25 protein-coding genes are annotated in these 26254 nt (G+C 64.5%); 21 read left to right on the plus strand and 4 right to left on the minus strand.

What is annotated here, in order from left to right; all coding sequences use genetic code 11:
* The first annotated feature begins 170 nt into the window (after positions 1-170).
* The 8 genes from P6U27_RS10020 to P6U27_RS10055 all read left to right on the plus strand — a co-directional run bounded on the left by P6U27_RS10020 (position 171) and on the right by P6U27_RS10055 (position 7251).
* Positions 171-1148, plus strand: a complete 978-nt coding sequence (locus tag P6U27_RS10020; RefSeq protein ID WP_407193958.1) for a tripartite tricarboxylate transporter substrate-binding protein — start codon at positions 171-173, stop codon at positions 1146-1148.
* Between the two features lie 187 nt (positions 1149-1335).
* Positions 1336-2130, plus strand: a complete 795-nt coding sequence (locus P6U27_RS10025; RefSeq protein WP_122402029.1) for a thymidylate synthase — start codon at positions 1336-1338, stop codon at positions 2128-2130.
* 5 nt (positions 2131-2135) lie between these two features.
* Positions 2136-2621: a GNAT family N-acetyltransferase gene (locus P6U27_RS10030; protein WP_129144002.1), complete on the plus strand. Its 486-nt coding sequence runs from the start codon at positions 2136-2138 to the stop codon at positions 2619-2621.
* Positions 2621-3130, plus strand: a complete 510-nt coding sequence (locus tag P6U27_RS10035; RefSeq protein ID WP_407193959.1) for a dihydrofolate reductase — start codon at positions 2621-2623, stop codon at positions 3128-3130. Before P6U27_RS10030 ends, P6U27_RS10035 begins: the two co-directional genes overlap by 1 nt.
* Positions 3131-3283: 153 nt before the next feature.
* Positions 3284-4420, plus strand: coding sequence for an FtsH protease activity modulator HflK (hflK, locus tag P6U27_RS10040; protein ID WP_122402032.1), 1137 nt, complete (start codon positions 3284-3286; stop codon positions 4418-4420).
* Complete coding sequence (gene hflC / locus P6U27_RS10045; RefSeq protein ID WP_122402033.1) at positions 4417-5313, plus strand: protease modulator HflC; 897 nt, start codon at positions 4417-4419, stop codon at positions 5311-5313. Before hflK ends, hflC begins: the two co-directional genes overlap by 4 nt.
* A 71-nt stretch (positions 5314-5384) precedes the next feature.
* A complete protein-coding gene (locus P6U27_RS10050) occupies positions 5385-5591 on the plus strand; it encodes a DUF2065 domain-containing protein (protein ID WP_025038031.1) in 207 nt (68 codons plus the stop codon).
* Positions 5592-5733: 142 nt separating this feature from the next.
* Positions 5734-7251: a Do family serine endopeptidase gene (locus P6U27_RS10055; RefSeq protein ID WP_407193960.1), complete on the plus strand. Its 1518-nt coding sequence runs from the start codon at positions 5734-5736 to the stop codon at positions 7249-7251.
* 147 nt (positions 7252-7398) lie between these two features.
* On the opposite strand, the gene serB is transcribed toward P6U27_RS10055, so the two are convergent.
* On the minus strand, positions 7399-8304 hold the full coding sequence (gene serB / locus P6U27_RS10060; RefSeq protein WP_129143998.1) for a phosphoserine phosphatase SerB: 906 nt from the start codon (positions 8302-8304) through the stop codon (positions 7399-7401).
* Positions 8305-8315: 11 nt separating this feature from the next.
* Here serB and miaA point away from each other — a divergent pair, with 11 nt between their 5' ends.
* From miaA to P6U27_RS10115, 11 genes are all read left to right on the plus strand, one after another.
* Positions 8316-9257 (plus strand): tRNA (adenosine(37)-N6)-dimethylallyltransferase MiaA, encoded by a 942-nt coding sequence (gene miaA / locus P6U27_RS10065; protein WP_407193961.1) that lies wholly within the window; start codon positions 8316-8318, stop codon positions 9255-9257.
* A gap of 329 nt (positions 9258-9586) precedes the next feature.
* A complete protein-coding gene (locus tag P6U27_RS10070) occupies positions 9587-11362 on the plus strand; it encodes an acetolactate synthase 3 large subunit (protein ID WP_129143996.1) in 1776 nt (591 codons plus the stop codon).
* Between the two features lie 148 nt (positions 11363-11510).
* Complete coding sequence (gene ilvN, locus P6U27_RS10075) at positions 11511-12053, plus strand: acetolactate synthase small subunit (RefSeq protein ID WP_061879307.1); 543 nt, start codon at positions 11511-11513, stop codon at positions 12051-12053.
* Between the two features lie 3 nt (positions 12054-12056).
* A complete protein-coding gene (locus tag P6U27_RS10080) occupies positions 12057-12752 on the plus strand; it encodes a class I SAM-dependent methyltransferase (protein ID WP_122402038.1) in 696 nt (231 codons plus the stop codon).
* 44 nt (positions 12753-12796) lie between these two features.
* On the plus strand, positions 12797-13672 hold the full coding sequence (locus tag P6U27_RS10085) for an EamA family transporter (protein WP_129143994.1): 876 nt from the start codon (positions 12797-12799) through the stop codon (positions 13670-13672).
* A 7-nt stretch (positions 13673-13679) separates the two neighbouring features.
* Entirely contained in the window at positions 13680-14282 is a 603-nt protein-coding gene (locus tag P6U27_RS10090; protein WP_162500177.1) for a LysE family translocator, read from the plus strand.
* Between the two features lie 133 nt (positions 14283-14415).
* Positions 14416-15435 (plus strand): ketol-acid reductoisomerase, encoded by a 1020-nt coding sequence (gene ilvC / locus P6U27_RS10095; protein ID WP_407193962.1) that lies wholly within the window; start codon positions 14416-14418, stop codon positions 15433-15435.
* Positions 15436-16378: 943 nt separating this feature from the next.
* Positions 16379-18091, plus strand: coding sequence for a sulfatase-like hydrolase/transferase (locus P6U27_RS10100; protein WP_407193963.1), 1713 nt, complete (start codon positions 16379-16381; stop codon positions 18089-18091).
* Positions 18092-18361: 270 nt separating this feature from the next.
* On the plus strand, positions 18362-19528 hold the full coding sequence (locus P6U27_RS10105; RefSeq protein ID WP_407193964.1) for an NEW3 domain-containing protein: 1167 nt from the start codon (positions 18362-18364) through the stop codon (positions 19526-19528).
* Entirely contained in the window at positions 19525-20511 is a 987-nt protein-coding gene (locus P6U27_RS10110) for an ABC transporter ATP-binding protein (protein ID WP_407193965.1), read from the plus strand. The genes P6U27_RS10105 and P6U27_RS10110 overlap by 4 nt, the downstream gene beginning before the upstream one ends.
* Positions 20501-21463, plus strand: coding sequence for an ABC transporter permease (locus P6U27_RS10115; protein ID WP_407193966.1), 963 nt, complete (start codon positions 20501-20503; stop codon positions 21461-21463). The genes P6U27_RS10110 and P6U27_RS10115 overlap by 11 nt, the downstream gene beginning before the upstream one ends.
* A gap of 31 nt (positions 21464-21494) precedes the next feature.
* Here the strand turns inward: P6U27_RS10115 and P6U27_RS10120 are convergent, their stop codons facing one another.
* Together P6U27_RS10120 and P6U27_RS10125 are read right to left on the minus strand one after the other, a co-directional pair.
* Positions 21495-23054 (minus strand): glycine betaine ABC transporter substrate-binding protein, encoded by a 1560-nt coding sequence (locus P6U27_RS10120; RefSeq protein WP_407193967.1) that lies wholly within the window; start codon positions 23052-23054, stop codon positions 21495-21497.
* Entirely contained in the window at positions 23051-23833 is a 783-nt protein-coding gene (locus tag P6U27_RS10125) for an ATP-binding cassette domain-containing protein (protein WP_122402046.1), read from the minus strand. The genes P6U27_RS10120 and P6U27_RS10125 overlap by 4 nt, the downstream gene beginning before the upstream one ends.
* Before the next feature lie 144 nt (positions 23834-23977).
* Here P6U27_RS10125 and P6U27_RS10130 point away from each other — a divergent pair, with 144 nt between their 5' ends.
* Together P6U27_RS10130 and P6U27_RS10135 are read left to right on the plus strand one after the other, a co-directional pair.
* Positions 23978-24796 (plus strand): ABC transporter ATP-binding protein, encoded by an 819-nt coding sequence (locus P6U27_RS10130; protein WP_122402047.1) that lies wholly within the window; start codon positions 23978-23980, stop codon positions 24794-24796.
* On the plus strand, positions 24796-25584 hold the full coding sequence (locus P6U27_RS10135; protein ID WP_122402048.1) for an ABC transporter permease: 789 nt from the start codon (positions 24796-24798) through the stop codon (positions 25582-25584). The genes P6U27_RS10130 and P6U27_RS10135 overlap by 1 nt, the downstream gene beginning before the upstream one ends.
* 200 nt (positions 25585-25784) lie before the next feature.
* Here the strand turns inward: P6U27_RS10135 and P6U27_RS10140 are convergent, their stop codons facing one another.
* On the minus strand, positions 25785-26234 hold the full coding sequence (locus tag P6U27_RS10140; RefSeq protein WP_407193968.1) for a cupin domain-containing protein: 450 nt from the start codon (positions 26232-26234) through the stop codon (positions 25785-25787).
* Between the last annotated feature and the right edge of the window lie 20 nt (positions 26235-26254).

Raw genomic sequence — 26254 nt, forward strand, 5'->3', positions numbered from 1 at the left:
CGGAAAAGCGCGAAGCGGTTTTCCGGAAACATCATGCTCATATGAAAGCCGTGCTCGCCTGCGTCGACGCGCCGCATTCGGAAGTCGAATCGACTTGTGTGACGGCTTCGTGAAATGAAAATGCCGGCCTTTGGGCCGGCATCTTTGTTTGTGTTCAAGGGACCGATACCATGACCTTCATTCGCGCGCTCACGGGCGCATGTGCCGTAGCGCTCGCCTCGTTGGGCCTTGTTGCACCGGCTAAGGCGCAGACCTATCCGACGCGCAGCATCACCACGATCGTGCCGTTTGCGGCCGGTGGCCCGACCGATGTCGTCGCGCGCATCATCACCGCGCACATGGCGCAGACGCTGGGACAAAGCATCATCATCGAGAACGTCGTCGGTGCCGGCGGCACCACCGCGACGACGCGCGCTGCGCGCGCGGCCAATGATGGCTATACGCTGATCACCGGCCACATGGGCACCCATGCGGCATCGGTGCCGCTCTATCCGAAGCTCGCCTATCATCCCGAGAAGGATTTCGAGCCGATCGCGCTGCTCGCGGGCACACCGATCCTGATCCTCGCACGCAGGGACTTTCCGCCGAAGGATCTGAACGAGTTCGTTACCTATGTGAAGGCGAACACAGAGAAGTTGAATGCCGCGCATGCCGGTGTCGGATCGGTCTCGCACGTCTCATGCGAGCTTCTGCACTCGATCCTCGACATCAAGCCGGTCGGCGTGCCCTTCAACGGTACGGGCCCTGCGATGAATGCGCTGGTGGCGGGCCAGGTCGACTACATGTGCGACCAGATCGTCAACGCGGTGCCGCAGATCAATGCCGGCACCATCAAGGCCTATGCGATCGCAACACCGGAGCGCAATCCGTCGCTTCCGAACGTGCCGACGACGGTGGAAGCGGGCTTGCCGAAGTTCCAGGCCCAGGCTTGGAATGCGATGTTCGCCCCGAAGGGAACCTCGCCTGCGATCGTGGCGAGTCTGAACGCAGCGGCGGCCAAGGCGCTCGATGACGAGACCGTGCGCAAGCGCCTGATCGAACTCGGCAGCGTCATCCCGGGTCCCGCCGAACGGACGCCGGAAGCGCTGGCCACCCTGGTCAAGAACGAGATCGCGAAGTGGACCCCGGTGCTCAAGCCGGCGACTTAGGCAACGCAATCAAGCTGATAGGGCAGAAGGGCGGGACGTCAGTTCCGCCCTTGTCGTTTGTGCCGGGAACACTCATTTTTCCGGGTATAATCGATGGGAGTAGCGAATCGCCGCTGTCGCAGCACCGAGGTGGCCGTTAAGTTCGCCGCCTCCCCAAAGGCTGCCGTCTTCTTGAGGTTTTTGGCACATGCACCAGTATCAGGACCTGCTCGAGCGGATTCTTTCAGACGGCGCCGAGAAGACCGACCGAACGGGCACCGGCACGCTCTCGGTGTTCGGCCACCAGATGCGCTTCAATCTGTCCGCCGGCTTCCCGATGCTGACCACCAAGCGGCTGCCGCTGAAGGCGATCGTGCACGAACTGCTCTGGTTCCTGAAGGGCGACACCAACATCAAGTATCTGCGCGACAACGGCGTCACCATCTGGGACGAATGGGCGGATGCCAATGGTGATCTCGGCCCGGTGTACGGTCATCAATGGCGCTCCTGGCCCACGGCCGACGGGCGCAGCATCGACCAGATCGCCAATGTCATCGATATGATCAAGCGCACTCCAGATTCCCGCCGGCTGATCGTCACCGCCTGGAATCCGGCCGACGTCGAGAAGATGGCGCTGCCGCCGTGCCACCTGCTGTTCCAGTTCTATGTCGCGAACGGCAAGCTGTCGTGCCAGCTCTATCAGCGCTCGGCCGACGTCTTCCTCGGCGTGCCCTTCAATATCGCCTCCTACGCGCTGCTCACCATGATGGTCGCGCAGGTCACCGGCCTGAAGCCGGGGGACTTCGTGCACTCGCTCGGCGACACCCACCTCTACTCCAACCATCTGGAGCAGGCGCGGCTTCAGCTCACCCGTGCGCCGCGCGCCCTGCCGGTGATGCGGATCAACCCCGATGTGAAGGACATCTTCTCGTTCCGCTACGAGGATTTCGAACTCGTCGGCTACGACCCGCATCCGCATATCAAGGCGGACGTCGCGGTCTAGCGCAGATGTCGGTCAACATCCGCCGCGCGCGCGCCGGCGAAGCCGGGCTCGTTCTTGCTTTCATCCGCGAGCTCGCCGAGTACGAAAAGCTTTCGCACGAGGTCGAGGCGACCGAGGCTGACATCGCGGAGGCGCTGTTCGGCGAGAGGCCGCAGCTCTATTGCGCGATCGCCGAGTGGAACGGCGAGCCGGTCGGCTTCGCGGTGTGGTTTGCAAATTTCTCCACCTTCAGCGGCCGCCACGGCATCTATCTCGAAGATCTTTACGTGCGGCCGTCGCATCGGGGCAGGGGGCTCGGCAAGGCGCTGCTGGTCTATCTCGCGAGGGAGTGCGTCGAGAACGGCTGGTCGCGCCTGCAATGGGCGGTGCTGGACTGGAACGCACCGTCGATCGCGTTCTACAAATCGCTCGGTGCGGTCATGATGGACGACTGGACGCTGTGCCGCGTCACCGGGCCTGCGCTGACGCGGCTTGCCGGGAGCGCGCCCTGATGGAGATCGTCTTTGTCGTCGCCATCGCGGAGAACGGCGTCATCGGCGCGGGCAACGCCATTCCGTGGCGATTGAAATCCGACATGGCCCGCTTCAAGGCGCTCACGATCGGCAAGCCGGTGATCATGGGCCGCAAGACTTTCGAATCCCTGCGCCGGCCGCTGCCGGACCGCACCAACATCGTGATCACGCGCGATGCGGCCTATCGCGCCAGTGGCGCCATTGTTACGACGTCGGGAGCGGCTGCGGCTGCGGTTGCGCTCGGCGATGCCCTGCGGCGTTCGGTCACTGAGATCGCGGTGATCGGCGGCGCCGAGATCTACCGGCAATGGCTCGATCGCGCCGATCGCCTCGAAATCACCGAAGTGCATGCGCGGCCGGAAGGCGACACGCATTTCGACATCGACAAGGCTGATTGGGACGAGATTGAGCGCATCCGCCATCCTGCCGGCCCCGACGACAGCGCTGACTTCTCCTATGTGACATGTCGTCGGCGCCCCCGCCATTAACCGCATTCGTCAATGTTTACATTGACTTTTTCGTGCCCAAGCATAGCTCGGAGGACGGCCCAGGCCGCGTTGTAAGGGACCTGCCTGTCCCCTATAAAGCCGGACCGGACAAAGCGGGCGGGGGCAATTCCACCCTGCCGAGGAGAGCGTCGAATGCCGTGGAAGAATCAGGGCGGTGGCCCATGGGGCTCCGGTCCAAAGGGACCATGGGGCTCAGGTCCGCAACCGGTCGGGCCGAGACCGCCGGATCTGGAGGATCTTCTGCGGCGCGGCCAGGACCGCCTCCAGCAGATCATGCCGGGTGGTTATTTCTCCGGCATCGGTATCACGCTGATCATCCTGCTGATCGTCGCATTCTGGCTGCTGTCGGGCTTCTTCCGCGTGCAGTCCGAAGAACTCGGCGTCGTGCTGCGCTTCGGCAAGCATGTCCGCACCGTGCAGCCCGGCCTGAACTATCATCTGCCTTATCCGATCGAGACAGTGCTGCTGCCCAAGGCGCTGCGCGTCAACACCATCTCCATCGGTATGACGCTGATCGAAGATCCGGCGCGTCGCGGCCGCTCCATACGTGACGTCCCGGAAGAGAGCCTGATGCTGACAGGCGACGAAAACATCGTCGACGTCGACTTCACGGTGCTCTGGCGCATCAAGCCGGACGGCGTCGGCGACTTCCTCTTCAACATCCAGAATCCCGAAGGCACCGTGAAAGCGGTCGCCGAGAGCGCGATGCGCGAGGTGATCGGCCGCTCGCAGATCCAGCCGATCCTGACCGGAGCACGCAACGTCACCGAGCAGGGGGTGCAGGAACTGATCCAGAGAACTCTGGACAGCTACGGAGCGGGCATTCAGATCACCCAGGTGCAGATGCAGAAGGTCGATCCGCCCGCCCAAGTGATCGATGCCTTCCGCGACGTGCAGGCGGCGCGCGCCAATCAGGAGCAGTTGCAGAACGAAGCGCAGACCTACGCCAACCAAGTGGTGCCGCAGGCGCGCGGACGCGCGGCCAAGATCCTGCAGGATGCCGAAGGCTACAAGGAGCAGGCGGTTGCCGAGGCCAAGGGCCAGAGCGCCCGCTTCCTGAAGATTTACGACGAATACAAGAAGGCGCCCGACGTGACTCGACAACGGATTTATCTGGAGACGATGGAGCGCGTGCTCGGCGGCGCCGACAAGCTCGTCTACGACGGCGGCCCCTCAGGCCAAGGCGTCGTGCCCTATCTGCCGCTTCCCGAACTGGCGCCCAAGCGGACACCTATGACCGGTCCGCAGTCGAGCGGAGGCAGCCGATGAGGTCTCCGGTTACAGGTTTCGCCACGCTGCTCGGGCTGCTCCTGGTCCTGATCGTGGCCTACATGTCACTGTTCACGGTGCAGCAGACCGAGCAGACCATCGTGCTCCAGTTCGGCAGGCCCGTCGACGTCGTCACCGCTCCCGGCCTGCATTTCAAGGCACCGTGGAATTCGGTGATCAACATCGACAAGCGGATCCTCGACCTCGAGAACCCGTCGCAGGAAGCGATCGCGTCCGACCAGAAGCGGCTCGTGGTCGACGCCTTCGCGCGCTATCGCATCAAGGACGCGCTGCGCTTCTATCAGAGCGTCGGCTCGATCCAGGCCGCCAACATCCAGCTCACCACGCTCCTCAACGCGGCGCTGCGCCGCGTGCTCGGCGAGGTCACCTTCATCAACGTGGTTCGCGACGACCGCGAGAAGCTGATGCTGCGCATCCGCGACCAACTCGACCACGAGGCCGACGGCTATGGCATTCAGGTGGTCGACGTCCGGATCCGCCGCGCCGACCTGCCGGAGCAGAACAGCCAGGCGGTCTACCAGCGCATGAAGACCGAGCGCGAGCGCGAGGCGGCCGAGTTCCGTGCACAGGGTGGACAGAAGGCTCAGGAGATCAAGTCCAAGGCCGACCGTGAGGCGACAGTCATCATCGCGGAAGCCAATTCGCAGGCCGAGCAGACCCGCGGCGCGGGCGATGCCGAGCGCAACCGCCTGTTTGCGGAAGCCTACGGCAAGGACGCCGACTTCTTCGCCTTTTACCGGTCGATGACGGCCTACGAGAACGGGCTGCGTGCGAGCGACACCCGCTTCCTGCTGCGGCCGGAATCGGATTTCTTCCGGTACTTCGGTCACCCGTCCGGCAAGACGGCAACCGAGACGCCGGCCAAGCCGTAAGCTAGACAAGGGCGGCGGATCTCGCCGCGCTTTGTCCAGACAAGAACAGCATAACGGGAGGTTCCATTCCGATGAGGTCCATTGCGTTCGCCGACTTCCTCATCGGCCTAGGCATCCTGTTCGTGCTGGAAGGCTTGATGTTCGCGGCCAGTCCCAACTGGATGCGCAAAGCCATGAAGAGCGCCATCGCCACGCCGGACAACATCCTGCGGGCGGTCGGGATCGGCTCGGCCGTGGCCGGCCTGGTCCTGATCTGGGTTATGCGGCGCCCAATTTAGCTATCAAGCCAACGCCAAAGTGAAGGCGCCGGACTGGTTTTCGCCCTATTATCGGGCTCTTGAAGCCCGTTAAGCTCTGCGCTTGCGCCGTGCCCCCGTTCGAGCGCAGTCTGGCGCCGAATCCCTTTGTCTGGAGATCACAATGACCGCTGCCACCACTGCCCCGTCCCACTCGCGCCGTCGCGTGCGACTTGGTGTGCGAATTGGGCTGGCCGCGCTCGCCGTCGGTGCTTTCAGCGCGTTCGGCACGCCAGCCCATGCGCGCGGACCGGATGGCATCGCCGACGTCGCCGAGAAGGTGATCGACGCGGTCGTCAACATCTCGACCTCGCAGACGGTCGACGCCAAGGGCGGCGGCAGCAACACCATGCCGCAATTGCCGCCCGGCTCGCCGTTCGAGGAGTTCTTCGACGACTTCTTCAAGAACCGTCGGGGCCCCGGTGGTGGCAGCAAGGGCGGTGACAACAACCCGCCGCGCAAAACCAACTCGCTCGGAAGCGGCTTCATCATCGACGCATCGGGCGTCGTCGTCACCAACAACCACGTCATTGCGGACGCCGATGAGATCCACGTCATCCTCAACGACGGCACCAAGATCAAGGCCGAGCTGGTCGGGGTCGACAAGAAGACCGATCTCGCCGTGCTCAAGATCAAGCCGCCGAAGCCGCTGGTCGCGGTGAAGTTCGGCGACTCCGACAAGCTGCGCCTCGGCGACTGGGTGATCGCGATCGGCAATCCCTTCAGCCTCGGGGGCACGGTGACCGCCGGCATCGTCTCGGCCAAGAACCGCGACATCTCCTCAGGGCCATATGACAGCTACATCCAGACCGACGCCTCCATCAACCGCGGCAATTCCGGCGGCCCGCTGTTCAACCTCGACGGCGACGTCATTGGCGTCAACACGCTGATCATTTCCCCCTCCGGCGGTTCCATCGGCATCGGCTTCGCCGTGCCGTCGAAGACGGTGGTGGGCGTCGTCGACCAGCTCCGCCAGTTCGGCGAGCTGCGCCGTGGCTGGCTTGGCGTGCGCATCCAGAGCGTCACCGACGAGATCGCCGAGAGTCTCAACATCAAGCCGGCGCGCGGTGCGCTGGTCGCCGGCGTCGACGATAAGGGCCCGGCCAAGCCCGCCGGCATCGAGCCCGGCGATGTGGTCGTCAAGTTCGACGGCAAGGACGTCAAGGACCCGAAGGACCTGTCCCGCGTCGTCGCGGACACCGCGGTCGGCAAGGAGGTCGATGTCGTCATCATCCGCAAAGGTCAGGAAGAGACCAAGAAGGTCACGCTGGGCCGCCTCCAGGATCCCGAAAAGGTGCAGGCTGCGGTGAAGACCGACGAGCCGGCGCCGGAGAAGCCCGTGACGCAGAAGGCGCTCGGCCTTGATCTCGCAACGCTGAACAAGGATCTGCGCACGCGCTACAAGATCAAGGACAGCGTCAAAGGCGTGGTCGTCACCAGCGTCGACGCCAATTCAGACGCGGCCGAGAAGCGCCTGTCCGCCGGCGATGTCATCGTCGAGGTGGCGCAGGAGGCAGTGTCGAGCGGGGCCGACATTCAGAAGCGGGTCGATCAGCTCAAGAAGGACGGCAAGAAATCGGTGCTGCTGCTGGTCTCCAACGCCGACGGCGAGCTGCGGTTTGTCGCGCTGAGCGTGCAGTAGTCGCAGTACGGTCTCGTACAGGGTGGGCAAAGCAAAGCGTGCCCACCACCTTTCCAACATCGCGGCAAGAGTGGTGGGCACGGCGCAAGCGCGCCTTTGCCCATCCTACGGCTGCTGAGCCAGCAACAAGGGCTGACGACGGCGAGGCTACCCCTCCACGAACTCGTCGCGCCGATACCCCTGCGCATAGAGCAGCGCGGTGAGATCGCCATGATCGATCCGCGCGCCCGCGGCAGCGGCTACCGCAGGCTTGGCGTGATAGGCGACGCCGAGCCCCGCCGCCTGGATCATCCCGAGATCATTGGCACCGTCGCCGACCACGACCGAGTCGATGTCGTCGAGATCGAACGACTCCATCAGGTCCACCAGCGTCGCAAGCTTTGCGGCGCGGCCGAGGATCGGCTCCTTCACCTCGCCGGTGAACTTGCCGTCGCGCACGACGAGCTCGTTGGCGCGGTTCTCCTGAAAGCCGAGCTTGGCGGCGATCGCGGTCGTGAATAGCGTGAAACCGCCCGAGACGAGGCAGGTGTAGGCGCCATGGGCGCGCATGGTCGCGACCAGTGTCCTGCCACCCGGCGTCAGCGTGATGCGCTTGGCCAGCACCTCGTCGACCGCGCTGGCCGGCAGGTCCTTGAGCAGCGCGACGCGCTCGCGCAGCGCTGGCTCGAACTCGATCTCGCCGCGCATCGCACGCTCGGTGATGCCTGCGACATGCGCCTTCACCCCGACGAAATCGGCGAGCTCGTCGATACACTCCTGGCCGATCATGGTGGAATCCATGTCGGCGAGAAAAAGCTTCTTGCGCCGGAAGCCGACTGGCTGCACGACGATGTCGATGGGCAGGTCGCCGCGGAGCTCGCGCAACCGCTGCTCGATGGCGTGGCGGTCGCCTTCGAGGTTACTGTCGACGCCGAAGGGAATGTCGACCGCAACCCCGTCGAACAGCCAGTGCGCGGGAGCTGCCTGAGGCAGCACGGCGCGGGCGCCGTCGACGATGGTCGAGTCGAGCGCGGGATTGTCAGGGTTGCAGATCAGCGTGGCAACGAGGGACATTTGAGGTTTTCGTGAGCGAGGGGCATTCAGGCAAGGCCGTGCTTATCGCAGGCCCGACCGCCAGCGGCAAGTCGGCGCTGGCGCTCGAGCTTGCGCTCGCCACCGATGGCGTCGTCATCAATGCCGATTCCATGCAGGTCTACCGCGACCTGCGCATCATCACGGCGCGGCCGACAGCGGCGGATGAGGCGCTCGTGCCGCATCGCCTTTATGGCCATGTCGATGCCGCCGTGAACTTCTCGGCTGGTGCCTGGGTAAGCGACGCGGCGAAGGCGCTCGATGGAGCAAGGGCTCAGGGGCGTCTGCCGATCTTCATCGGCGGCACCGGGCTCTATTTCAAGGCGTTGACGGCCGGTCTCTCCGTGGTGCCGCCGATCCCTGCCGAGGTGCGCGACGATGTACGCGCGCGGTTGGAACGGAACGGCGTCGAGGCGCTGCACGCGGAACTCGCGCGTCGCGATCCGCCCGCGGCCGGGCGGTTGAACCTGCGCGACCGCACCCGGATTGCGCGCGCGCTTGAGGTGATCGAGGCAACCGGGCGTTCGCTGCTCGACTGGCAGCAGGAGGGGCAGCCACCGCTGCTGCCGAAAGACAGTTTTCGCGCGGTGTTTCTCGCCCCCGAACGCGACGAGCTGTATGCCCGCATCGATGCCCGCTTCGATGCGATGCTGGGTGCCGGTGCGCTCAGGGAAGTCGAGCGGCTCGCCGCCCGACACCTCGATCCGCTGCTGCCGGCGATGAAGGCCCATGGGGTGCCGGCCTTGATCCGGCATCTGCGCGGCGGGCTGAGCCTGGAGGAGGCCGCTGGGATCGGCCGGGCCGATACCCGCCATTATGCCAAGCGCCAGTTCACCTGGTTCCGGCACCAATTGCCGGAATTCGAGTGGGTGAGGCCGAATGAGGCGAGGGGGTGGCTGGCGACGATGGTGAGCGCGACTGAGGACCCTGGCTGACACGCATTTGTGCCCGGGTTCCCGAATTTACCTCTCGCCGAACTCCGGGAACACCGCTACACTCCACAAATCGCGCAGGAACGGCCGCATTGCCTTGACATCCAGGGTTTGGCCGCTATGTTTCGCGCAATCTTTGGGAAGCCGAGCGCCTGCCATGCGTAACATTATTACCAAACTCCTTATCGCCGTCGTACCCAGGCACACCGCCGGGGGTGGCTAGCTGCCATCCACAAGACAGGCGGTGTGCGTGGGCCCTCTTCGGGGCCTTTTTTATTTCCCGAACCCGACACGAATGAAGCCGCTGGCAACAGCGCATCCGGAGCAAGCCAATGAGCGACAAGAGCCACGATCCGAACCAGATGACCGGCGCCGCAATGATCGTCCGTGCGCTCATCGATCACGGCGTGACCGACATTTTCGGTTATCCCGGCGGCGCGGTGCTTCCGATCTATGACGAGATCTTTCAGCAGAGCCACATCCAGCACATCCTGGTCCGCCACGAGCAGGGCGCGGGCCATGCCGCCGAGGGCTATGCGCGTTCCACCGGCAAGCCCGGCGTTGCGCTGGTGACCTCCGGTCCCGGCGCCACCAACATGGTGACGCCGCTCACCGACGCGCTGATGGACTCGATCCCGCTGGTCTGCATCTCCGGCCAGGTGCCGACGCATCTGATCGGCAACGACGCGTTCCAGGAATGCGACACCGTCGGCATCACGCGGCCCTGCACCAAGCACAACTGGCTGGTGCGCGACGTCAATGATCTCGCCAAGGTGCTGCATGAGGCCTTCTATGTCGCAACCTCCGGCCGTCCGGGCCCGGTCCTGGTCGACGTTCCCAAGGACGTGCAGTTCGCGACCGGCACCTATCACCCGCCGCGCAAGTCCGATGTGCACCGCTCTTACGCGCCGCGCCTGAAGGGCGATGCGACGCAGATCCGCAAAGCCGTGGCGCTGCTGGCCAGTGCCAAGCGTCCTGTGATCTACAGCGGCGGTGGCGTGATCAATTCCGGCCCCGAGGCGACCAAGCTCTTGCGCGAGCTGGTCGAGGTTACCGGTTTTCCGATCACTTCGACGCTGATGGGTCTGGGCGCCTATCCGGCATCGGGCAAGAACTGGCTCGGCATGCTCGGCATGCACGGCACTTACGAAGCCAACATGACCATGCATGATTGCGACGTCATGCTGTGCGTCGGCGCGCGCTTCGACGACCGCATCACCGGCCGTGTCGATGCGTTCTCGCCGGGCTCGAAGAAGATCCACATCGACATCGACCCGTCCTCGATCAACAAGAACATCCGGGTCGACGTGCCGATCATCGGCGATTGCGGCAATATCCTCGGCGACATCCTCCAGGTGTTCAAGGCCGAGGCGAAGAAGCCCGACATCAAGTCGTGGTGGCAGCAGATCGCGCAATGGCGCGCCCGCAACTCGCTCTATTACAAGAAGAGCAACGACGTCATCCTGCCGCAGCACGCGATCCAGAGCCTGTTCGAACAGACGCGCGGCAAGGATACCTACATCACGACCGAGGTCGGCCAGCATCAGATGTGGGCGGCGCAGTTCTACGGCTTCGAGGAGCCGCATCGCTGGATGACCTCGGGCGGTCTCGGCACCATGGGCTACGGCCTGCCGGCTGCGGTCGGCGTGCAGGTCGCGCATCCGGACAGCCTCGTCATCGACATCGCGGGCGACGCCTCGGTGCAGATGACCATGCAGGAGATGTCGACGGCGGTTCAGTATGAGCTGCCGATCAAGATCTTCATCCTCAACAACCAGTACATGGGGATGGTGCGCCAGTGGCAGCAGCTGCTGCATGGCAACCGCCTGTCGCATTCCTACTCCGAAGCGCTGCCCGACTTCGTCAAGCTCGCGGAAGCCTATGGCGCCGTCGGCCTCCAGGTGCACAAGCCGGCCGATCTCGATGGCGCCATCAAGGAGATGATCTCGGTCAAGCGTCCGGTGCTGTTCGACTGCCGCGTCGCCGCGCTCGAAAACTGCTTCCCGATGATCCCCTCGGGCAAGGCGCATAACGAGATGCTGCTGCCGGAGCAGGCAAATGACGAGGCCACGGCCAAGGCGTTCGCCGGCGGCAAGGCGCTGGTGTGAGCGCGATGGTCACAAACTCCGCTGTCATCGCCGGGCTTGACCGGGCGATCCAGCACGCCGCGACAGATTTGGGGGCCTCGACGCTGGTAGTTACTGGATGCCCCTTCGCCTTCACGGGACATGACGACGAAGAATAGAGGGGACGACAATGAACCAGCCCGCATCCGCCTATTTCATCGAGGACCGTCACGATCCCAACGAGACACATACGCTCGCTGTGCTCGTGCAGAACGAGCCGGGCGTGCTCGCGCGCGTCATCGGCCTGTTCTCGGGCCGCGGCTACAACATCGAGAGCCTCACGGTCTCGGAGACCGAGGCTCAGAAGCATCTGTCGCGCATCACCATCGTCACCACGGGCACGCCGATGGTGATCGAGCAGATCAAGCACCAGCTCGACCGCATGATCCCGGTGTACCGCGTCGTCGACATGACCCTGACCAAGCGCTCGATCGAGCGCGAGCTGGCGATGGTGAAGGTGCGCGGCCAGGGCGAGCATCGGGTCGAGGCGCTCAGGCTGGCGGACGCGTTCCGCGCCCGGGTGATCGACGCCACCACCGAGAGCTTTGTGTTCGAGATCACAGGCAATACGGACAAGATCAACCAGTTTATCGACTTGATGCGCCCGCTCGGCCTCGTCGAAGTGTCGCGCACCGGTGTTGCCGCGATCGGCCGCGGGCCTGAAGGGATGTGAACCATGCTGGCGCGCGACTGGTATTATAACGAGCGGAATCGGATGGGGATCGAGCCCGCCGTGGCTTCGATCTACGACAATCATGACGATGCCGATCTGCGGGCGCGCGCCGCGCTGAAAATGCTCGGGGTCCAGCGCAGCTGGCGCATCGCCGATATCGGCTGCGGCAACGGCGTGCTGGCGACCGAAGCCGCGCTGATGGGCGCCGAGGTCGACGCCATCGACATATCGCCCGCGATGCTGGCGCTCGCTGAGATCTACGCGCGCGACCGCAAGGCGCCGGTTCGCACCCAGTCCGCAGGCCTGCTCAGCTTCGCCTACCGTCCGGAGTCCTACGACCTGATCGTCAGCGAGTTCACGCTGCACCATCTGCCCGATTTCTGGAAGGCGGTGGCGATGTCGCGGATCTATCGCGCCCTGAAGCCGGGTGCGAGCTTCTATCTTCGCGACATCGTCTATACCGCGATGCCCGACGCGGTCGAACGCGACGTCGAGCAATGGGCCGATTTCCAGATCAAGAATCACGATTTCGCGCGGGAGAGCGTGGTGACGCATATGCGCGACGAATATTCCACCTTCGGCTGGGTGATGGAGCGGATGCTGACCGACGTCGGCTTCGTGCTGGTCTCGGCCGACTACCACGCCCCCATGCATGGCACGTATCTGCTGCGGAAACCGAAAGCCGGCGAGCAAGGCTAGACCAGAACAATAGACCTGCACGGCAAGCAGAACCGGAAACAACAATGAAGCCGGCCGACATCCTCATCGCCGTCATGGTGGCGATCATCTGGGGGTTTGCGTTCGTGGCGAGCCGGATCGCGCTCGACGAGCTTTCGCCGGAGCTGATGACGGCATTGCGCTTTACGATCGCCGCGGTGCCGTGCCTGTTCATTCCCAAGCCGAAGGTCGCCTGGTCGCGGCTGATCGCGATCAGCTTCACGCTGTTCCTCGGCCAGTTCCTGTCTCAGGCCTACGGCATCGCTCACGGCGTGCCGGTGGGACTGACCAGCGTCGTCGTGCAGAGCCAGGCGCTGTTCACGATCGGCTTCGCAGCGCTCGCGTTCGGCGAGCGGCCGACGCCGGTGCAGACGCTGGGCATCGTCATTGCAGCGGCGGGCCTGCTGATGATCTGCGGCACAGTCGGCTATGATTTCAGCGTCGCGGCCTTCGCGGTGCTGATGATATCGCCGCTCAGCTTTGCCGTCGGCAATCTCCTGCTGCGCGGCGCGCGCGGCGTGCCGATGTTCGATCTGTTCGCGTGGCTGTGCCTCGCTTCGGCGGTGCCGCTGTTCGTGCTGGCACTGATCGCCAACGGGCCGGCGCCGACCTGGACTTCGCTGACGCACATATCGCTGACATCGATTCTCTGCATGCTGATGCTCGGCGGTATCTCCACCTGCATCGCCTATTGGCTGTGGGGCCGCCTGCTGCGCGACTATCCGGCCGCGCAAGTGGTGCCGTTCGCGCTGCTGGTGCCGTTCGTCGGCTCGGCTGCCTCCAGCATCGTATTCGGCGAGCGGTTCGGACCGTTGCGGCTCGCCGGCATGCTGACCGTGATCGGTGGCATCGCCGTGATGGTGCTGGCGAAGCGCCCGCAAGTTCTGCCGAAGACCGCGTGAGGTGAACATGGCCTTCTCGCTATTCTATGCGTTCCTGGCCTTCATGGTGGTGATGTACTTCACGCCCGGCCCGAACAACATCATGCTGCTGTCCTCCGGTCTGACCTATGGCTTCCGCCGCACCATTCCGCACATCGTCGGTATCGTCATCGGCTTTGCCTTCATGGTCGCGACCGTCGGTCTCGGGCTCGGCACCGTGTTCCTGGCCTATCCGATCCTCCAGACCGTCCTGAAATATGCCGGCGCCGCTTACCTGATCTACCTGGCCGCCGTGATCGCGATGTCCGGTCCGGCCAAGTCGGGCGAGGAGAAGGCCCGTGGCCCGATGACCTTCTGGGGCGCGGCCATGTTCCAGTGGATCAATGCCAAGGGCTGGGTCATCGTGATCGGTACCATCACCGCCTATGCTGCGATCGCCCAATTCCCGCTCAACATCGCTATCCAGACCGTAATCAGCCTCGTCGTCGGCACGGTCTCGACCGTGGTCTGGGCGTTGTTCGGCACCGCGTTGCGGCCGATCCTGACCTCTGAGCGGCTGGTCCGCGCCTTCAATATCCTGATGGCGATCCTGCTGCTCGCTTCCCTCTACCCCGTTTTCATGGATGCATGATGTCGCGGATTTCCATGCAGAAACGGGTTTCCCTCGGGGCTGAAAATGCTCTAGACAGCCCCCGAAATCCGCAAATTTCACCCTTCGGACACTGACCATTGGCCGATTTTTGGCCCTGAACGAGGAAACGACTATGCGTGTTTATTACGATCGCGACGCCGACCTGAACCTGATCAAGGGCAAGAAGGTCGCCATCGTCGGCTATGGCAGCCAGGGCCACGCCCATGCGCTCAACCTGAAGGATTCCGGCGTCAAGGAAGTCGCCATTGCGCTGCGCAAGGGCTCAGGCTCGGCCAAGAAGGCGGAAGCTGCCGGCTTTAAGGTGCTGGAAGTTGCGGAAGCTGCCAAATGGGCCGACCTCGTGATGATGCTGACCCCGGACGAGCTTCAGGGCGACATCTATCGCGAGCACCTGCACGACAACATGAAGAAGGGCGCTGCCCTCGTGTTCGCGCACGGCCTCAACGTCCACTTCAACCTGCTCGATCCTCGCGCCGACCTCGACGTGCTGATGATCGCGCCGAAGGGCCCAGGCCACACCGTGCGCTCGGAGTATCAGCGCGGCGGCGGCGTACCCTGCCTGATCGCGATCGCCAAGGACGTCTCGGGCAACGCCCATGACCTCGGCCTGTCCTACGCCTCCGCGATCGGCGGCGGCCGTGCCGGCATCATCGAGACCACCTTCAAGGAAGAGTGCGAGACCGACCTGTTCGGCGAGCAGGTCGTGCTCTGCGGCGGCCTGGTCGAGCTGATCAAGGGTGGCTACGAGACCCTGGTCGAAGCCGGCTACGCTCCGGAGATGGCCTATTTCGAGTGCCTGCACGAAGTGAAGCTGATCGTCGACCTGATCTATGAAGGCGGCATCGCCAACATGAACTACTCGATCTCCAACACCGCCGAGTACGGCGAGTATGTCACCGGTCCGCGCATCATCACCGAAGAGACCAAGAAGGAGATGAAGCGGGTTCTCAACGACATCCAGTCCGGCAAATTCTCGCGCGACTGGATGCTCGAGAACAAGGTCAACCAGACCTCGTTCAAGGCGACCCGCGCCAAGCTCGCCGCGCACCCGATCGAGGAAGTCGGCGCAAAGCTGCGCGACATGATGCCCTGGATCAAGAAGGGCGCGCTGGTCGACAAGAGCAAGAACTAAAGCATGATCCGGAAAAGTGCGAAGCGGTTTTCCGGAAAGATCATGCGTGAACAACAAGCCAAAGCGCGATGACGATTCATCCAAATCTCATCGCGCTTTAAGTCACCGTGCCCCGGACGCAGCGCATCACGCACGTGGTGCGCTGCCGAGCCGGGCCCATTGCGGCTTCCGGGTCCCAGCTCTGCGCTCTGCTTCGCTGCGCTTGTCCGGGACACGAGCCTCGCACGTCGAACCAAATCTTAAGCCTTCGCAATTAGTGTTGGCAAAGTCACAAAGAGCGTTCGCTCTTTCATTTCCCGCGCCAAGTATTGCTGCTTCATTCAAATTCTTCGCGAGCTGAAGTACAGCCTGAACGCGAAGAACTGACGCTTAAACCACTTTCTTGATCTCGCGTCGGTTCTCGGACTCTCGTCGCTGCCACTGCAGCGCCAAAACGTCTGCCTCTTCAGAGGCAAGCATTCGGCTCTTCATCTATAGTCTCATCACGCGTATCGCGAACCACGATTGCGTCCTGGCACCTTTCTCCGACATGATCGCCGGAACTGGAGGGCGGGGGACCATGCGATCTGTCGTCATCACCGGTGCGTCCACAGGCATCGGCTGGGCCGTCGCGAAGTTTCTGATCGGGCGCATCATCGCCAAGCGGCTCGGGCTGCTGGCGCAGTAAGGCGGCCGTTCAGCCCGCCACGACGGTTTGCCCGCGCGGGCGGCGGCCCATCGCGAGCGTGCGCAAGGCCATCTCCGCCGGGCCTTGGTCTACGGCTTTCGTTCGCCGGCCGCTAACATTAAGCCAAGGTTGGATCGCGCCGCACGTTGCCTGTCCGCGACAGTTCCACTACAGTTTTATGAAACGGTGCAGCCGGCTGCCCCGGACGCCCTGGCCGTTTTCAGGCCGGCCAGACGGCTTGGCATCACTGCGCCGGACCAGAGTTCCGTGTCGTCGATGGCGTCCGCGCCCAATCCAGGTCCTTCTGCCGCGACCACCGTGCTGGCGAGCGTCGCCGCGCTCGGCATCTGGCGGCTGCTCGCCGTTGCCGCGCCGCATCTGGCGGCGCTCGCGCTGATGTACGAGACCGAGACGGATTTCGGCTCGCGCCTGTCCTTCGCGCTGGCCTGGGGCATCCTCAACTTCTTCTGGATCACCCTCCTGCGCCGGCCGGCGCTGTCGGGGGCGCTGTCGCTGACCCTGGTCGTGGTGCTGGTGCTGCTGTCGCGGCTCAAGCACGACGTCGTGCAGATGACGGCCAACTTCATCGACCTGATGATGATCGATCGCGACACCGTCGCGTTCCTGTTCACGATCTTCCCGAATTTGCGCTGGTCGGTGATATCAGCCGGTCTCGTCACGCTGCCGCTGATGTATGCGCTGTGGTGGCTCGACCCGTTCCGCATCCGCCGCCTGCCGGCACTCGCTTGCAAGCTTGCCTGTCTTGCCGCCCTGGTCGCCTATTCGCTCTCTCACCCGGAGGAGGCCTGGCGCGGCTACTACGATGACGGCTATCTCTCGAAATTCTTCCGCTCCGCCGTCACCGCCGTCTCCGACTTCGCGCAGTACGGCTTCATGGAATCAGCTGCCTCGACCGACGAGCGGCTCAACATGCCGCTGGTCGATTCCTGCCATCCCGCCGGCCGGCGGCCGAACATCATCATGATCCATGATGAGTCGAGCTTCGACATCCGCGCCGCGCAGGGCGTCAAGGTGCCCCAGGGCTATGGCGGCCACTTCAAATCCTGGGACGGCAGGCAGCGCACGTTCCTCGCCGAGAGCAATGGCGGGCCGAGCTGGTTCACCGAATACAATGTGCTCGCGGGACTCTCCTCGCGCTCGTTCGGCCGCTTCGCCTATTTCGTGACGCGCATCGCCTCGAACCGGGTCGAGCGCGGCCTGCCGCTGGCGCTACGCCGTTGCGGCTATGATACGCTGTCGCTCTATCCCGCCCATGGCGGCTTCATGGGCGCGCGTAGCTTCCAGATGACGACCGGCATCGAGCGCTTCCTCGACTCCAAGGATCTCGGCGCCAAGGATGTGGAGCCCGACAGCTTCTTCTACGACAAGGCGCTTCAGCTGATGGGGCAGCAGCCGCCGAACAAGCCGCTGTTCACCTTCATCTATCTCGGTGCCAATCATTTTCCCTGGGAGACCCGTTTCCATCCCGACCTGCTGCCGAACTGGCGCGCGCCGGGCAATGCGCCGTCCATCGACGAATATCTGCGTCGTCAGGCCATGAGCGCCGAGCAATACAAGGCATTCGTCGCTGGCCTGAAGAAGAGCTTTCCGGGTGAGCCCTTCCTGATCGTGCGCTATGGCGATCACCAGCCCGAGTTTGCGCCGCACCTGCTCGAGCCCGGGCTCGATGAGGGGGCGATCGGCAAGAAGCTCGATGTCTACGATCCGCGCCTCTACGCGACCTATTACGCCATCGACGCCGTCAACTTCGAGCCGGTCAGAAGCGCGGCCGTGATGGACACGATCGACGGCCCCTATCTGCCGCTGGTGATCCAGGAAGCTGCCGGCATCCCGCTCGATCCGTCCTTCGCCGAGCAGAAGGAGATCATGCTCCGCTGCAAGGGCATCTTCTACGGCTGCAAGGATGGCGCCGAGGCGCGGCGGCTCAATCGGCTGCTGATCGACGCCGGGATGATCAGAGGGCTTTAGCGGCACGATGTCCTTAGCATCATCGCCGCCCCGGGTCCGGCCGGGCGGCGATCCGTTGCACTGCGACATCGTCATCTCTCGCGCCTGCACGCCGACTTCGAACTAAAGTCTGAGGCAAAAATGCCCGCAATCACAGACTTGTAACTGGCAGGGCGCTTCGCTTCCAAAACTTCGTCACGATTGCTTCCATCATCCGACACGCCGCCAAATGGTCTTTCCGGCGGTGCGAAGCCCATCCCTGATCCATCCTTCCTTGCAGGAGTGTCGTCCATGCGAGCGCTTGATGCTGCGCGTCTTGCATTTGCCCTCGTGCTGCTGAGTCCGGCTGCCCGTGCGGCCGAAGCTGCGCACGACATCAAGGGGCTTTATCTCATGACCGACTATCCGGCGGTCACGGTACGGCCGGGGACCACGACCAACATCTCCCTGCGTCTGCAGAACTATGGTCTCGCGCCGCAGCGCTACCAGCTTTCGGTGGCGGGCGTGCCGAGCGGCTGGACCGCGACGCTACTCGGCGGCGGTCAGCCGGTCGGCGCCGCGATGCCGGCCCCCGACGGCAACGTCGCGCTGCAGCTCAGGCTCGACGTGCCCGCAGGCAACGATCTCGCCCCGCATACGCTCACGGTCAAGGCCGAAGGGCAGGGCACAACGGCCGAACTCCCGGTTGCGGTCTCGCTCGCCAAGGAGCTGCCGGCCAAGCTCAGCGTGAAGTCCAGCCTGCCGTCGCTGCGCGGCAGCCCGAAATCCAATTTCGATTATACGCTCTCGATCAAGAATGATTCCGGCCGCAATCTCGTCGCCAGTTTTGCAGCAGAGGCTCCCGTCAATTTCGAGACATCGTTCACCGAGGCTTACGGCACGCAGGAGCTCTCGTCGATTCCGATCGATGCGGGTCAGTCCAAAGACATCAAGCTGAAGGTGCGCCCGCCCACGACGATCGACGCCGGTCACTTCCCGGTCAAGGTGACCGTGAAGGCGGAGGATGCCTCTGCCTCCACCGAGCTGGCGCTCGACATCATCGGCCAGCCGCAGCTCCAGATCTCCGGCCGCGACGGTCTGTTGAGTGCGCGTGCGGTCGCCGGCAAGCAGAGCTCGATCCCGATCGTCGTGACCAATTCCGGCACTGCTCCGGCGGAGAATATCACGCTGGCCGGAACGGCGCCGAGTGGATGGAAGGTGACATTCGAGCCGGCGACCATCGAGCGGCTCGTGCCGGGCAAGGACGGCGAGGTGCAGGCGTTGATCACGCCCAGCGACAAGTCGCTGGCCGGTGATTACCAAGCCACGATCCGCGCCACATCGCGCGGCGAGAACGCCTCCGGCCAGTTCCGCATCACCGTCGCCACTTCGACCGTATGGGGCATGGCAGGTGCCGGCGTCATCGGTGTCGCGCTCCTGCTGATGCTGGGTGCAGTCGCGAGGTTCGGACGGCGATGAGGAATCAATCAACGGACAGCCGAGGGACGGCACCGGATCCCGTCATCGCCGCGCGCGGACTGACGCGGCGCTACGGCGCTACGGCCGTCGTCGACGGCATCGACTTCGACATCGCGCGCGGCGAGGTGTTCGGCCTGCTCGGCCCGAACGGCGCGGGCAAGACCACGACCATCCTGATGATGCTGGGATTAACCGAGATATCATCGGGCGAGGTCAGCGTGCTCGGCTTCAATCCAGCCCGCGAGCCGCTGAAGGTCAAGCAGCGCGTCGGCTATCTGCCCGATGCGGTCGGCTTCTACGATCATCTCACCGCCGCGGAAAACCTCGCCTATACGGCGAAGCTGATGGGACTGGCGCGCGCTGAGCGCGCGCGTCGGATCGAGGCGGCGCTGGCGCGGGTGGGCCTCGCGGAAGTCGGCTCAAAGCGGGTCGCGACCTTCTCGCGTGGCATGCGGCAGCGGCTGGGTCTGGCCGAGATCATCGTGAAGCGGGCCGAGATCGCCATCCTGGACGAACCGACGTCGGGCCTCGACCCGCAGGCGACGCAGGAGTTCCTGGGATTGATCGGAGAATTGAAGGCCGAGGGCATCACGGTGCTGCTGTCGTCCCACATGCTCGACCAGGTGCAACGCATCTGCGACCGGGTCACGCTGTTCCAGGGCGGACGCATCGTGTTGATGGGTGCGGTGCCGGAGCTCGCAGTCAAGGTGCTCGGTGCCGGCTTCGTCGTGGAAGTCGAGGCCGACGGACTCGGTATGGCCCGGCGGCTCGCAATGATCCCCGGTGTGACCCAGGTCGACACCCTGGGCGTCGATCGCTTCCGCATGACTGCCGAGCGCGACGTGCGGCCGGACGCGGCACGCGCCGTGGTCACGGTCGGTGGTGACTTGCGCAGATTGTCGATCGACGAGCCAAGTCTCGAGGCGATCTACGCGCGCCATTTCCAGATCAGGCCCAGGGGAGATGTTCGCCATGCGGCGTGAGGGTTCACCGTTCCGCGGGCTGTCCACCGTCTTCGTCAAGGAGCTCGCCGATCATCTCTCCGGCATCCGCATGCTGATGCTGGAGCTCCTGATCGTCTTCACGGCGCTCGCCGCGCTCTACGGGGCGATCAGCAGCCTCAGGCAGAACACGGCCGAAGATCCGTTCCTGCTGCTACGCCTCTTCACCATCGACAAGGCGCCCCTGCCGTCCTTCGTCGCCATCCTCGGATTCCTCATCCCGCTGATGGCGATCGGGCTCGGCTTCGATGCCATCAACAGCGAGCACAACCGGCGGACGTTGTCGCGCATCCTGGCGCAGCCGATCTATCGCGATGCGCTGCTGATGGGAAAATTCCTCGCAGCCCTCGCCACCATCGGCATCAGCCTCGCTGCCTTGTGGTTGCTGGTGATCGGTCTCGGCCTGATCTTTCTCGGGGTGCCGCCCGGCGGCGAGGAGATCGCACGCTCGCTGGTGTTCCTGGTCGTGGCGATCTTCTATGCCGGTGTCTGGCTCTCGCTGGCCATGCTGTTATCGATCGTGTTCCGCTCGCCGGCGACTGCGGCGCTGGTTTCGCTTGGCATCTGGCTGTTCCTGGCCGTGCTCTGGCCGATGCTGGCCCCGGCGCTCGCGCAGGCAATCGCTCCGGCCGATCCGCGCTACGCGCTGCTCGGGCTCAATGATCCGGCCACCGCGATCTGGACGCAGGAGCTGCTGCGGCTGTCGCCCAACGACCTGTTCGGAGAGGCGATGCTCGCCGTGCTCTCGCCGACCACGCGCACGCTCGGCCCGGTGTTCCTCGACCAGCTTCGCGGCGCCGTCATGGGATCACCGCTCCCATTCGGCGAGAGCGTCATGATCGCCTGGCCGCAAACGGTCGGCCTGATCGCGGGCACCATCGTGCTGTTCGCTTTCGGCTACGTGCTGTTCCAGCGCCAGGAGGTGCGGGCGTGAACCGATCGCGGTCAGCTAGACGAATTCTGCCCTAGCGTCGCGCGATCTGCTCCCACAGCCATCGGGCGACCGCATCGGGCGAGGAGTTCGCATCATTGCCGCTGGCGCGCAAGTTCGCCTCGCGCATGATGGCGATGTCGATCTTGCCGAGCAGCGGCTGCAGCGCAGCCTTGAGCCGTTCGTCGCCGGCGCGTTTCGGCGCCAGCAGCAGGATCGCGTCGTAGGGCGGAATCGCGTGGCGGGGATCGTCGAGCGTGACGAGGTCGTATTTCGCGATCAAACCGTCGCTGGTGTAGCCGGCGATGACGTCGACCTCGCCGCTGGCGACGGCCGCATACATGAAATCCGGCTGCATCTGGCGCTGGGCGCGGAACGGGAGTCCATAGGCCTTTTGCAGCGCCGCCCATTCGGGCCGGGAAAAGAATTCGTAGTCGCCGGCAATCGACAGTGTCGAGGCATGTCCGCTGAGGTCGGCAATGGTGCGGATGCCGAGCGCCTCGGCGCGCCGTCTCGGCATCACCAGCGCATAGGCGTTCTCGAAGCCGAGCTCACCGAGCAGCGTGATGTTGTCCTTCGCGAGCGCCGTCTTCAGCTCGGCGACCAGCTCGGCGCGCGGCTTGATGTCGGTGCGGCGGAGCTGGTTGGCCCAGAGCGTGCCGGAATAGTCGACATAGAGATCGATGTCCCCCGCCTTCAGCGCCTGGAAGATCACGCTCGAGCCGAGGCCCGACCGCGCGGTGGCCGAGAGACCTGCCGCCTGGAGGCGGTCCCTCATCAGCGCCGACAGCACATATTGCTCGGCGAAGGTTTTTGCGCCGACCACATAGCCTGACGACGGGCGTCCCATGGTCGGCACCAGCATTGCGGCGACCAGCGCCGCGATTCCGATCGCGCCGAGACCGCTGCGCAAGCGGCTGCGGTGGCGCAAGCCGTTCTCGATCAGGCCAAGCAACTGATCGACGGCGAGCGCGAGCAGCGCCGAGGCCAGGCAGCCGAACAGCACGAACACCCAGTTCTGGGTCTGGAGCCCGGCAAAGATGTAATTGCCGAGGCTGGTTTGCCCGATCGGCGTGGACAGCGTGGCTGTGCCGATCACCCACACAGCGGCGGTGCGGATGCCCGCCATCATCACCGGCAGCGCCAACGGCAGCTCGACGATGAGCAGCGATTGCCGTGCCGTCATGCCGACACCCTTTGCGGCTTCGATCAGCGCCGGATCGATGCCGTTGAGGCCGGTGATGCCGTTGCGCAGGACCGGCAGCATCGAATAGAGCGCCAGCGCCAGCATCGCCGGCAGGAAGCCGAACGCGGAGAAGGAAACGCCGAACCAGGCCAGCGCGACGGAAGCAGCCAGCAGCAGCAGCGGATAGAACAGCGCAAGCAGCGCCAGCCCCGGTACCGTCTGCACGATGCTGGCGAACGCGAGCAGGATGCCGCGCGGCGCCGGACGGTTGCGGGTCAGGATCGCCAACGGCAGGCTGATGGCGAGGCCAAGTGCGAGCGCGGCGAGGCTTACCCGCACATGGTTGCCGAGATAATCGGGCAGATGCCCCAGCGCCTCGCCCCAACGCGGATCGGTGAAGAGGCTCATGCCGCACCGCTCTGCGGCAGCAGCGCATTCAGCCGCCCGACCTGCCGCCGCGGCGTGCTCAACAGCTCCAGCACGTAGTCGTCGCTGCTGCTCGAGAGCTCCGCGGGCGTACCCTGGGCGAGCAATCGTCCGCCGCGCATCACTGCGATGCGGTCGGCGAGCAGGATCGCCTCGGTCATGTCATGCGTGATCATCACGGTGGTCAGGCCGAGCTTGCGGTGTAGCGCGCGATAGTCCTCGCCTAGCGCATCGCGGGTGAGGGGATCGAGTGCGCCAAACGGCTCGTCCATCAGCACGATGCGGGGCTTTGCGGCGAGCGCCCGCGCCACGCCGACACGCTGGCGCTGGCCGCCGGAGAGTGCCTCTGGCAGACGGTCGCGATGCGATGCGCCGTCGAGCTGCACGAGCTCCAGCAGTTCGTCGATGCGCCCCGCGATCGCCACTGCCGGCTCGCCCAGCAGCTTTGGCGTGATCCCGATATTGTCGGCGACGCTTAAGTGAGGAAACAGCCCGCCGCTCTGGAAGACGTAGCCGATCCGGCGCCGCAGCGCGACCGGATCGACGCTCCGCACGTCTTCCCCCTCAACCATGACCGTGCCGCCATCGGCCTCGATCAGCCGGTTGGTGAGCCGCAGCAGCGTGGTCTTGCCTGAGCCGGACCCGCCCACGATGGCCAGAAACTCGCCCTCGGCAATGTCGAGCGACACATCGTCGACGGCTGCGAGGAAGCCGAATCTCTTGGTGACCTCTTGGTAGCTGATCGCCAGCTTGGAAGGCATCGCGGATGGCTCGCTTTTCTCTTACCCTGCCCCTCCAGGGGAGGGTAAGAGCACGGCAAGTCCCCATGCGTAGCACGCTTGGCGCCTTGATTGAACTTGGCCGCGCGAGCGGCTAAGGCATCGGCCTGAGTTCGGAGGAAGCACATGACGACGCCCACGGCAGTGGCGCTGGAAGATGCCAAGGTCGCGTTCCGGCTGGGGGACGGCCGGGTCTATACGGCGGTGGAGAAGGCGCATCTCGCGGTCGCGCAGGGCGAGTTCGTCGCCATCGTCGGCCCGACCGGCTGTGGGAAATCGACGCTGCTCAATGTCGCGGCCGGCCTGCTCAAGCCGGCGGCGGGCAGCGTCAGGATATTCGACCGGCAGCTGACGGGACTGAACCAGGATGCCGGCTACCTGTTCCAGGCCGACGCGCTGTTCCCTTGGAAGACCGCGCTCGACAATGTCGCGATCGGGCTCGAGATCAAGGGCACGGCGCGCGCAGAGGCGCTGCCGCGGGCGCAGAAATGGCTGACCTCCGTCGGTCTCGGCGCGTTTGCCAGCCGCTATCCGCACATGCTCTCCGGCGGCCAGCGTAAGCGCGTGGCGCTAGCGCAGGTGCTGATCCGCGATCCGAAAATCCTCCTCATGGACGAGCCGTTCGGGCCGCTGGACGCGCAGACGCGCCAGGTCATGGGCAATCTGCTGCTTGATCTCTGGAATGCCGACCGCAAGGCCGTGCTGTTCGTGACGCACGATCTGGAAGAGGCGATCGCGCTCGCCGACCGCGTGGTGATCATGTCCGCGGGGCCGTCCTCGCGCATCATCGGCGATTGGCGCGTCAGCTTGCCGCGCCCGCGCGACATCTTCGAGGTGCGCCTCGACAAGGAGTTCCATGCGCTCCATCGCGAGATCTGGAGCGTGCTGAAGGACGAGGTGATGAAGGGATACGTGCAATCCACTCAGGCAGTGGAGGCGGTCTGATGTCGCGCCCGACGCTGTTTGCGCTGCAGGTCCTGGTCGCGGTCGTCTGCATCGTGCTGTGGCAGGTGCTGTCGACCATCCCCGTGTTCGGCAAGATCCTGCTGCCGCCGTTCTTCTTCTCCAACCCTTTCGACGTGTTCAGCCAGATCGTGAAATGGTTCGCCTCCGGCGTCATCTGGAAGCATCTCGGCATTACACTGGCGGAATCGATCCTGGCTTTCGTGATCGGATCGCTCGGCGGCGTGCTGGTCGGCTTCTGGTTCGCGCGCCAACCGCTGGTCGCCGCGGTGTTCGACCCCTACGTCAAGATGGTCAATGCGCTGCCGCGCGTCGTGCTGGCACCGATCTTCGCGCTGTGGCTCGGCCTCGGCATCTGGTCGAAGGTCGCGCTAGGCGTCACGCTGGTGTTCTTCATCGTGTTCTTCAACGTCTATCAGGGCGTCAAGGAGGTCAGCCGCACCGTGCTCGACAATGGCCGAATGCTCGGCATGAGCGAGCGGCAGTTGATGCAGCACGTCTATTGGCCGTCGGCCCTGTCGTGGATGTTCTCCTCGCTGCACACCTCGGTCGGTTTCGCCGTGGTCGGCGCGGTCGTCGGGGAATATCTGGGATCGGCGGCGGGCCTCGGTTATCTCATTCAGCAGGCCGAAGGCGTGTTCGACGTTGCCGGTGTGTTCGCCGGCATGTTCGTGCTGTCGGCCTTCGTCATCCTGATCGACTTCGGCGTGACGCTGGTGGAGCGGCGGCTGCTGGTGTGGCGGCCGATGGCGTCGGACGGGCGGGGGTAGGGGCCCAAGTTCACCTCTCCCGCTTGCTTGCGGGAGAGGCGTAGGCCGCCTCTGGCGGCCGTCATCTCAAAACACGCCGAGGCACGGCTATGGCGTAGCGCCGGGTGAGGGTTTTCTCCTTCGGGCGATTCTCCCATCGCGGGGACACCCTCTCCCCAACCCTCTCCTGCTCGGCAAGCGGGGGAGGGAGCGCACAGCCATCAATCCAGCAGCTTGATGTCATCGGGGGCCTGCGGCGGCGTCTTGATCGCGATGGCCTTGACCTGGCCGCTGATCGGCTTGGTGCCGCCATGCGGCGTGCCCTTCGGAATGATGACGAGATCGCCTGGCTTCACCGTGACCTCCTTGTCGCCGAGCCAGATCGTCCCGGTCCCGTCCAGGATGTACTGGATCTCGTTGGTGTTGGGATGCAGGTGCTTGGGCACATTGCCGACCTGGATTGACACAGTGGCGCCGTCGGCGGTCATGAACGTCTTCGAGCGGTAGCCAACCTTGTTGGCGGGGCCTAGCGCGTCGCCTTCCATCTCGCCGGTATGAATGATCTGCGCGGTGATGCTCTCGGCGGCGAGTGCCGGCCCGAGCAGGTAAGTTGCGCCGCATCCGGCGGCAAAGGCGGCGGCGATCGACAGGCTGGCTGCAAGGCGATTCATGGACGATCCTCCCCATTAGG

It is taken from the genome of Bradyrhizobium sp. STM 3566 (genome assembly GCF_045571445.1).
GTDB lineage: Bacteria > Pseudomonadota > Alphaproteobacteria > Rhizobiales > Xanthobacteraceae > Bradyrhizobium > Bradyrhizobium vignae.

Coding starts and splice junctions, on each gene's coding strand:
- P6U27_RS10020 (WP_407193958.1), top strand. CDS start 171: ATGACCTTCATTCGCGCGCTCACGGGCGCATGTGCCGTAGCGCTCGCC.
- P6U27_RS10025 (WP_122402029.1), top strand. CDS start 1,336: ATGCACCAGTATCAGGACCTGCTCGAGCGGATTCTTTCAGACGGCGCC.
- P6U27_RS10030 (WP_129144002.1), top strand. CDS start 2,136: ATGTCGGTCAACATCCGCCGCGCGCGCGCCGGCGAAGCCGGGCTCGTT.
- P6U27_RS10035 (WP_407193959.1), top strand. CDS start 2,621: ATGGAGATCGTCTTTGTCGTCGCCATCGCGGAGAACGGCGTCATCGGC.
- hflK (WP_122402032.1), top strand. CDS start 3,284: ATGCCGTGGAAGAATCAGGGCGGTGGCCCATGGGGCTCCGGTCCAAAG.
- hflC (WP_122402033.1), top strand. CDS start 4,417: ATGAGGTCTCCGGTTACAGGTTTCGCCACGCTGCTCGGGCTGCTCCTG.
- P6U27_RS10050 (WP_025038031.1), top strand. CDS start 5,385: ATGAGGTCCATTGCGTTCGCCGACTTCCTCATCGGCCTAGGCATCCTG.
- P6U27_RS10055 (WP_407193960.1), top strand. CDS start 5,734: ATGACCGCTGCCACCACTGCCCCGTCCCACTCGCGCCGTCGCGTGCGA.
- serB (WP_129143998.1), bottom strand. CDS start 8,304: ATGTCCCTCGTTGCCACGCTGATCTGCAACCCTGACAATCCCGCGCTC.
- P6U27_RS10070 (WP_129143996.1), top strand. CDS start 9,587: ATGAGCGACAAGAGCCACGATCCGAACCAGATGACCGGCGCCGCAATG.
- ilvN (WP_061879307.1), top strand. CDS start 11,511: ATGAACCAGCCCGCATCCGCCTATTTCATCGAGGACCGTCACGATCCC.
- P6U27_RS10080 (WP_122402038.1), top strand. CDS start 12,057: ATGCTGGCGCGCGACTGGTATTATAACGAGCGGAATCGGATGGGGATC.
- P6U27_RS10085 (WP_129143994.1), top strand. CDS start 12,797: ATGAAGCCGGCCGACATCCTCATCGCCGTCATGGTGGCGATCATCTGG.
- P6U27_RS10090 (WP_162500177.1), top strand. CDS start 13,680: ATGGCCTTCTCGCTATTCTATGCGTTCCTGGCCTTCATGGTGGTGATG.
- ilvC (WP_407193962.1), top strand. CDS start 14,416: ATGCGTGTTTATTACGATCGCGACGCCGACCTGAACCTGATCAAGGGC.
- P6U27_RS10100 (WP_407193963.1), top strand. CDS start 16,379: ATGGCGTCCGCGCCCAATCCAGGTCCTTCTGCCGCGACCACCGTGCTG.
- P6U27_RS10105 (WP_407193964.1), top strand. CDS start 18,362: ATGCGAGCGCTTGATGCTGCGCGTCTTGCATTTGCCCTCGTGCTGCTG.
- P6U27_RS10110 (WP_407193965.1), top strand. CDS start 19,525: ATGAGGAATCAATCAACGGACAGCCGAGGGACGGCACCGGATCCCGTC.
- P6U27_RS10115 (WP_407193966.1), top strand. CDS start 20,501: ATGCGGCGTGAGGGTTCACCGTTCCGCGGGCTGTCCACCGTCTTCGTC.
- P6U27_RS10120 (WP_407193967.1), bottom strand. CDS start 23,054: ATGAGCCTCTTCACCGATCCGCGTTGGGGCGAGGCGCTGGGGCATCTG.
- P6U27_RS10125 (WP_122402046.1), bottom strand. CDS start 23,833: ATGCCTTCCAAGCTGGCGATCAGCTACCAAGAGGTCACCAAGAGATTC.
- P6U27_RS10130 (WP_122402047.1), top strand. CDS start 23,978: ATGACGACGCCCACGGCAGTGGCGCTGGAAGATGCCAAGGTCGCGTTC.
- P6U27_RS10135 (WP_122402048.1), top strand. CDS start 24,796: ATGTCGCGCCCGACGCTGTTTGCGCTGCAGGTCCTGGTCGCGGTCGTC.
- P6U27_RS10140 (WP_407193968.1), bottom strand. CDS start 26,234: ATGAATCGCCTTGCAGCCAGCCTGTCGATCGCCGCCGCCTTTGCCGCC.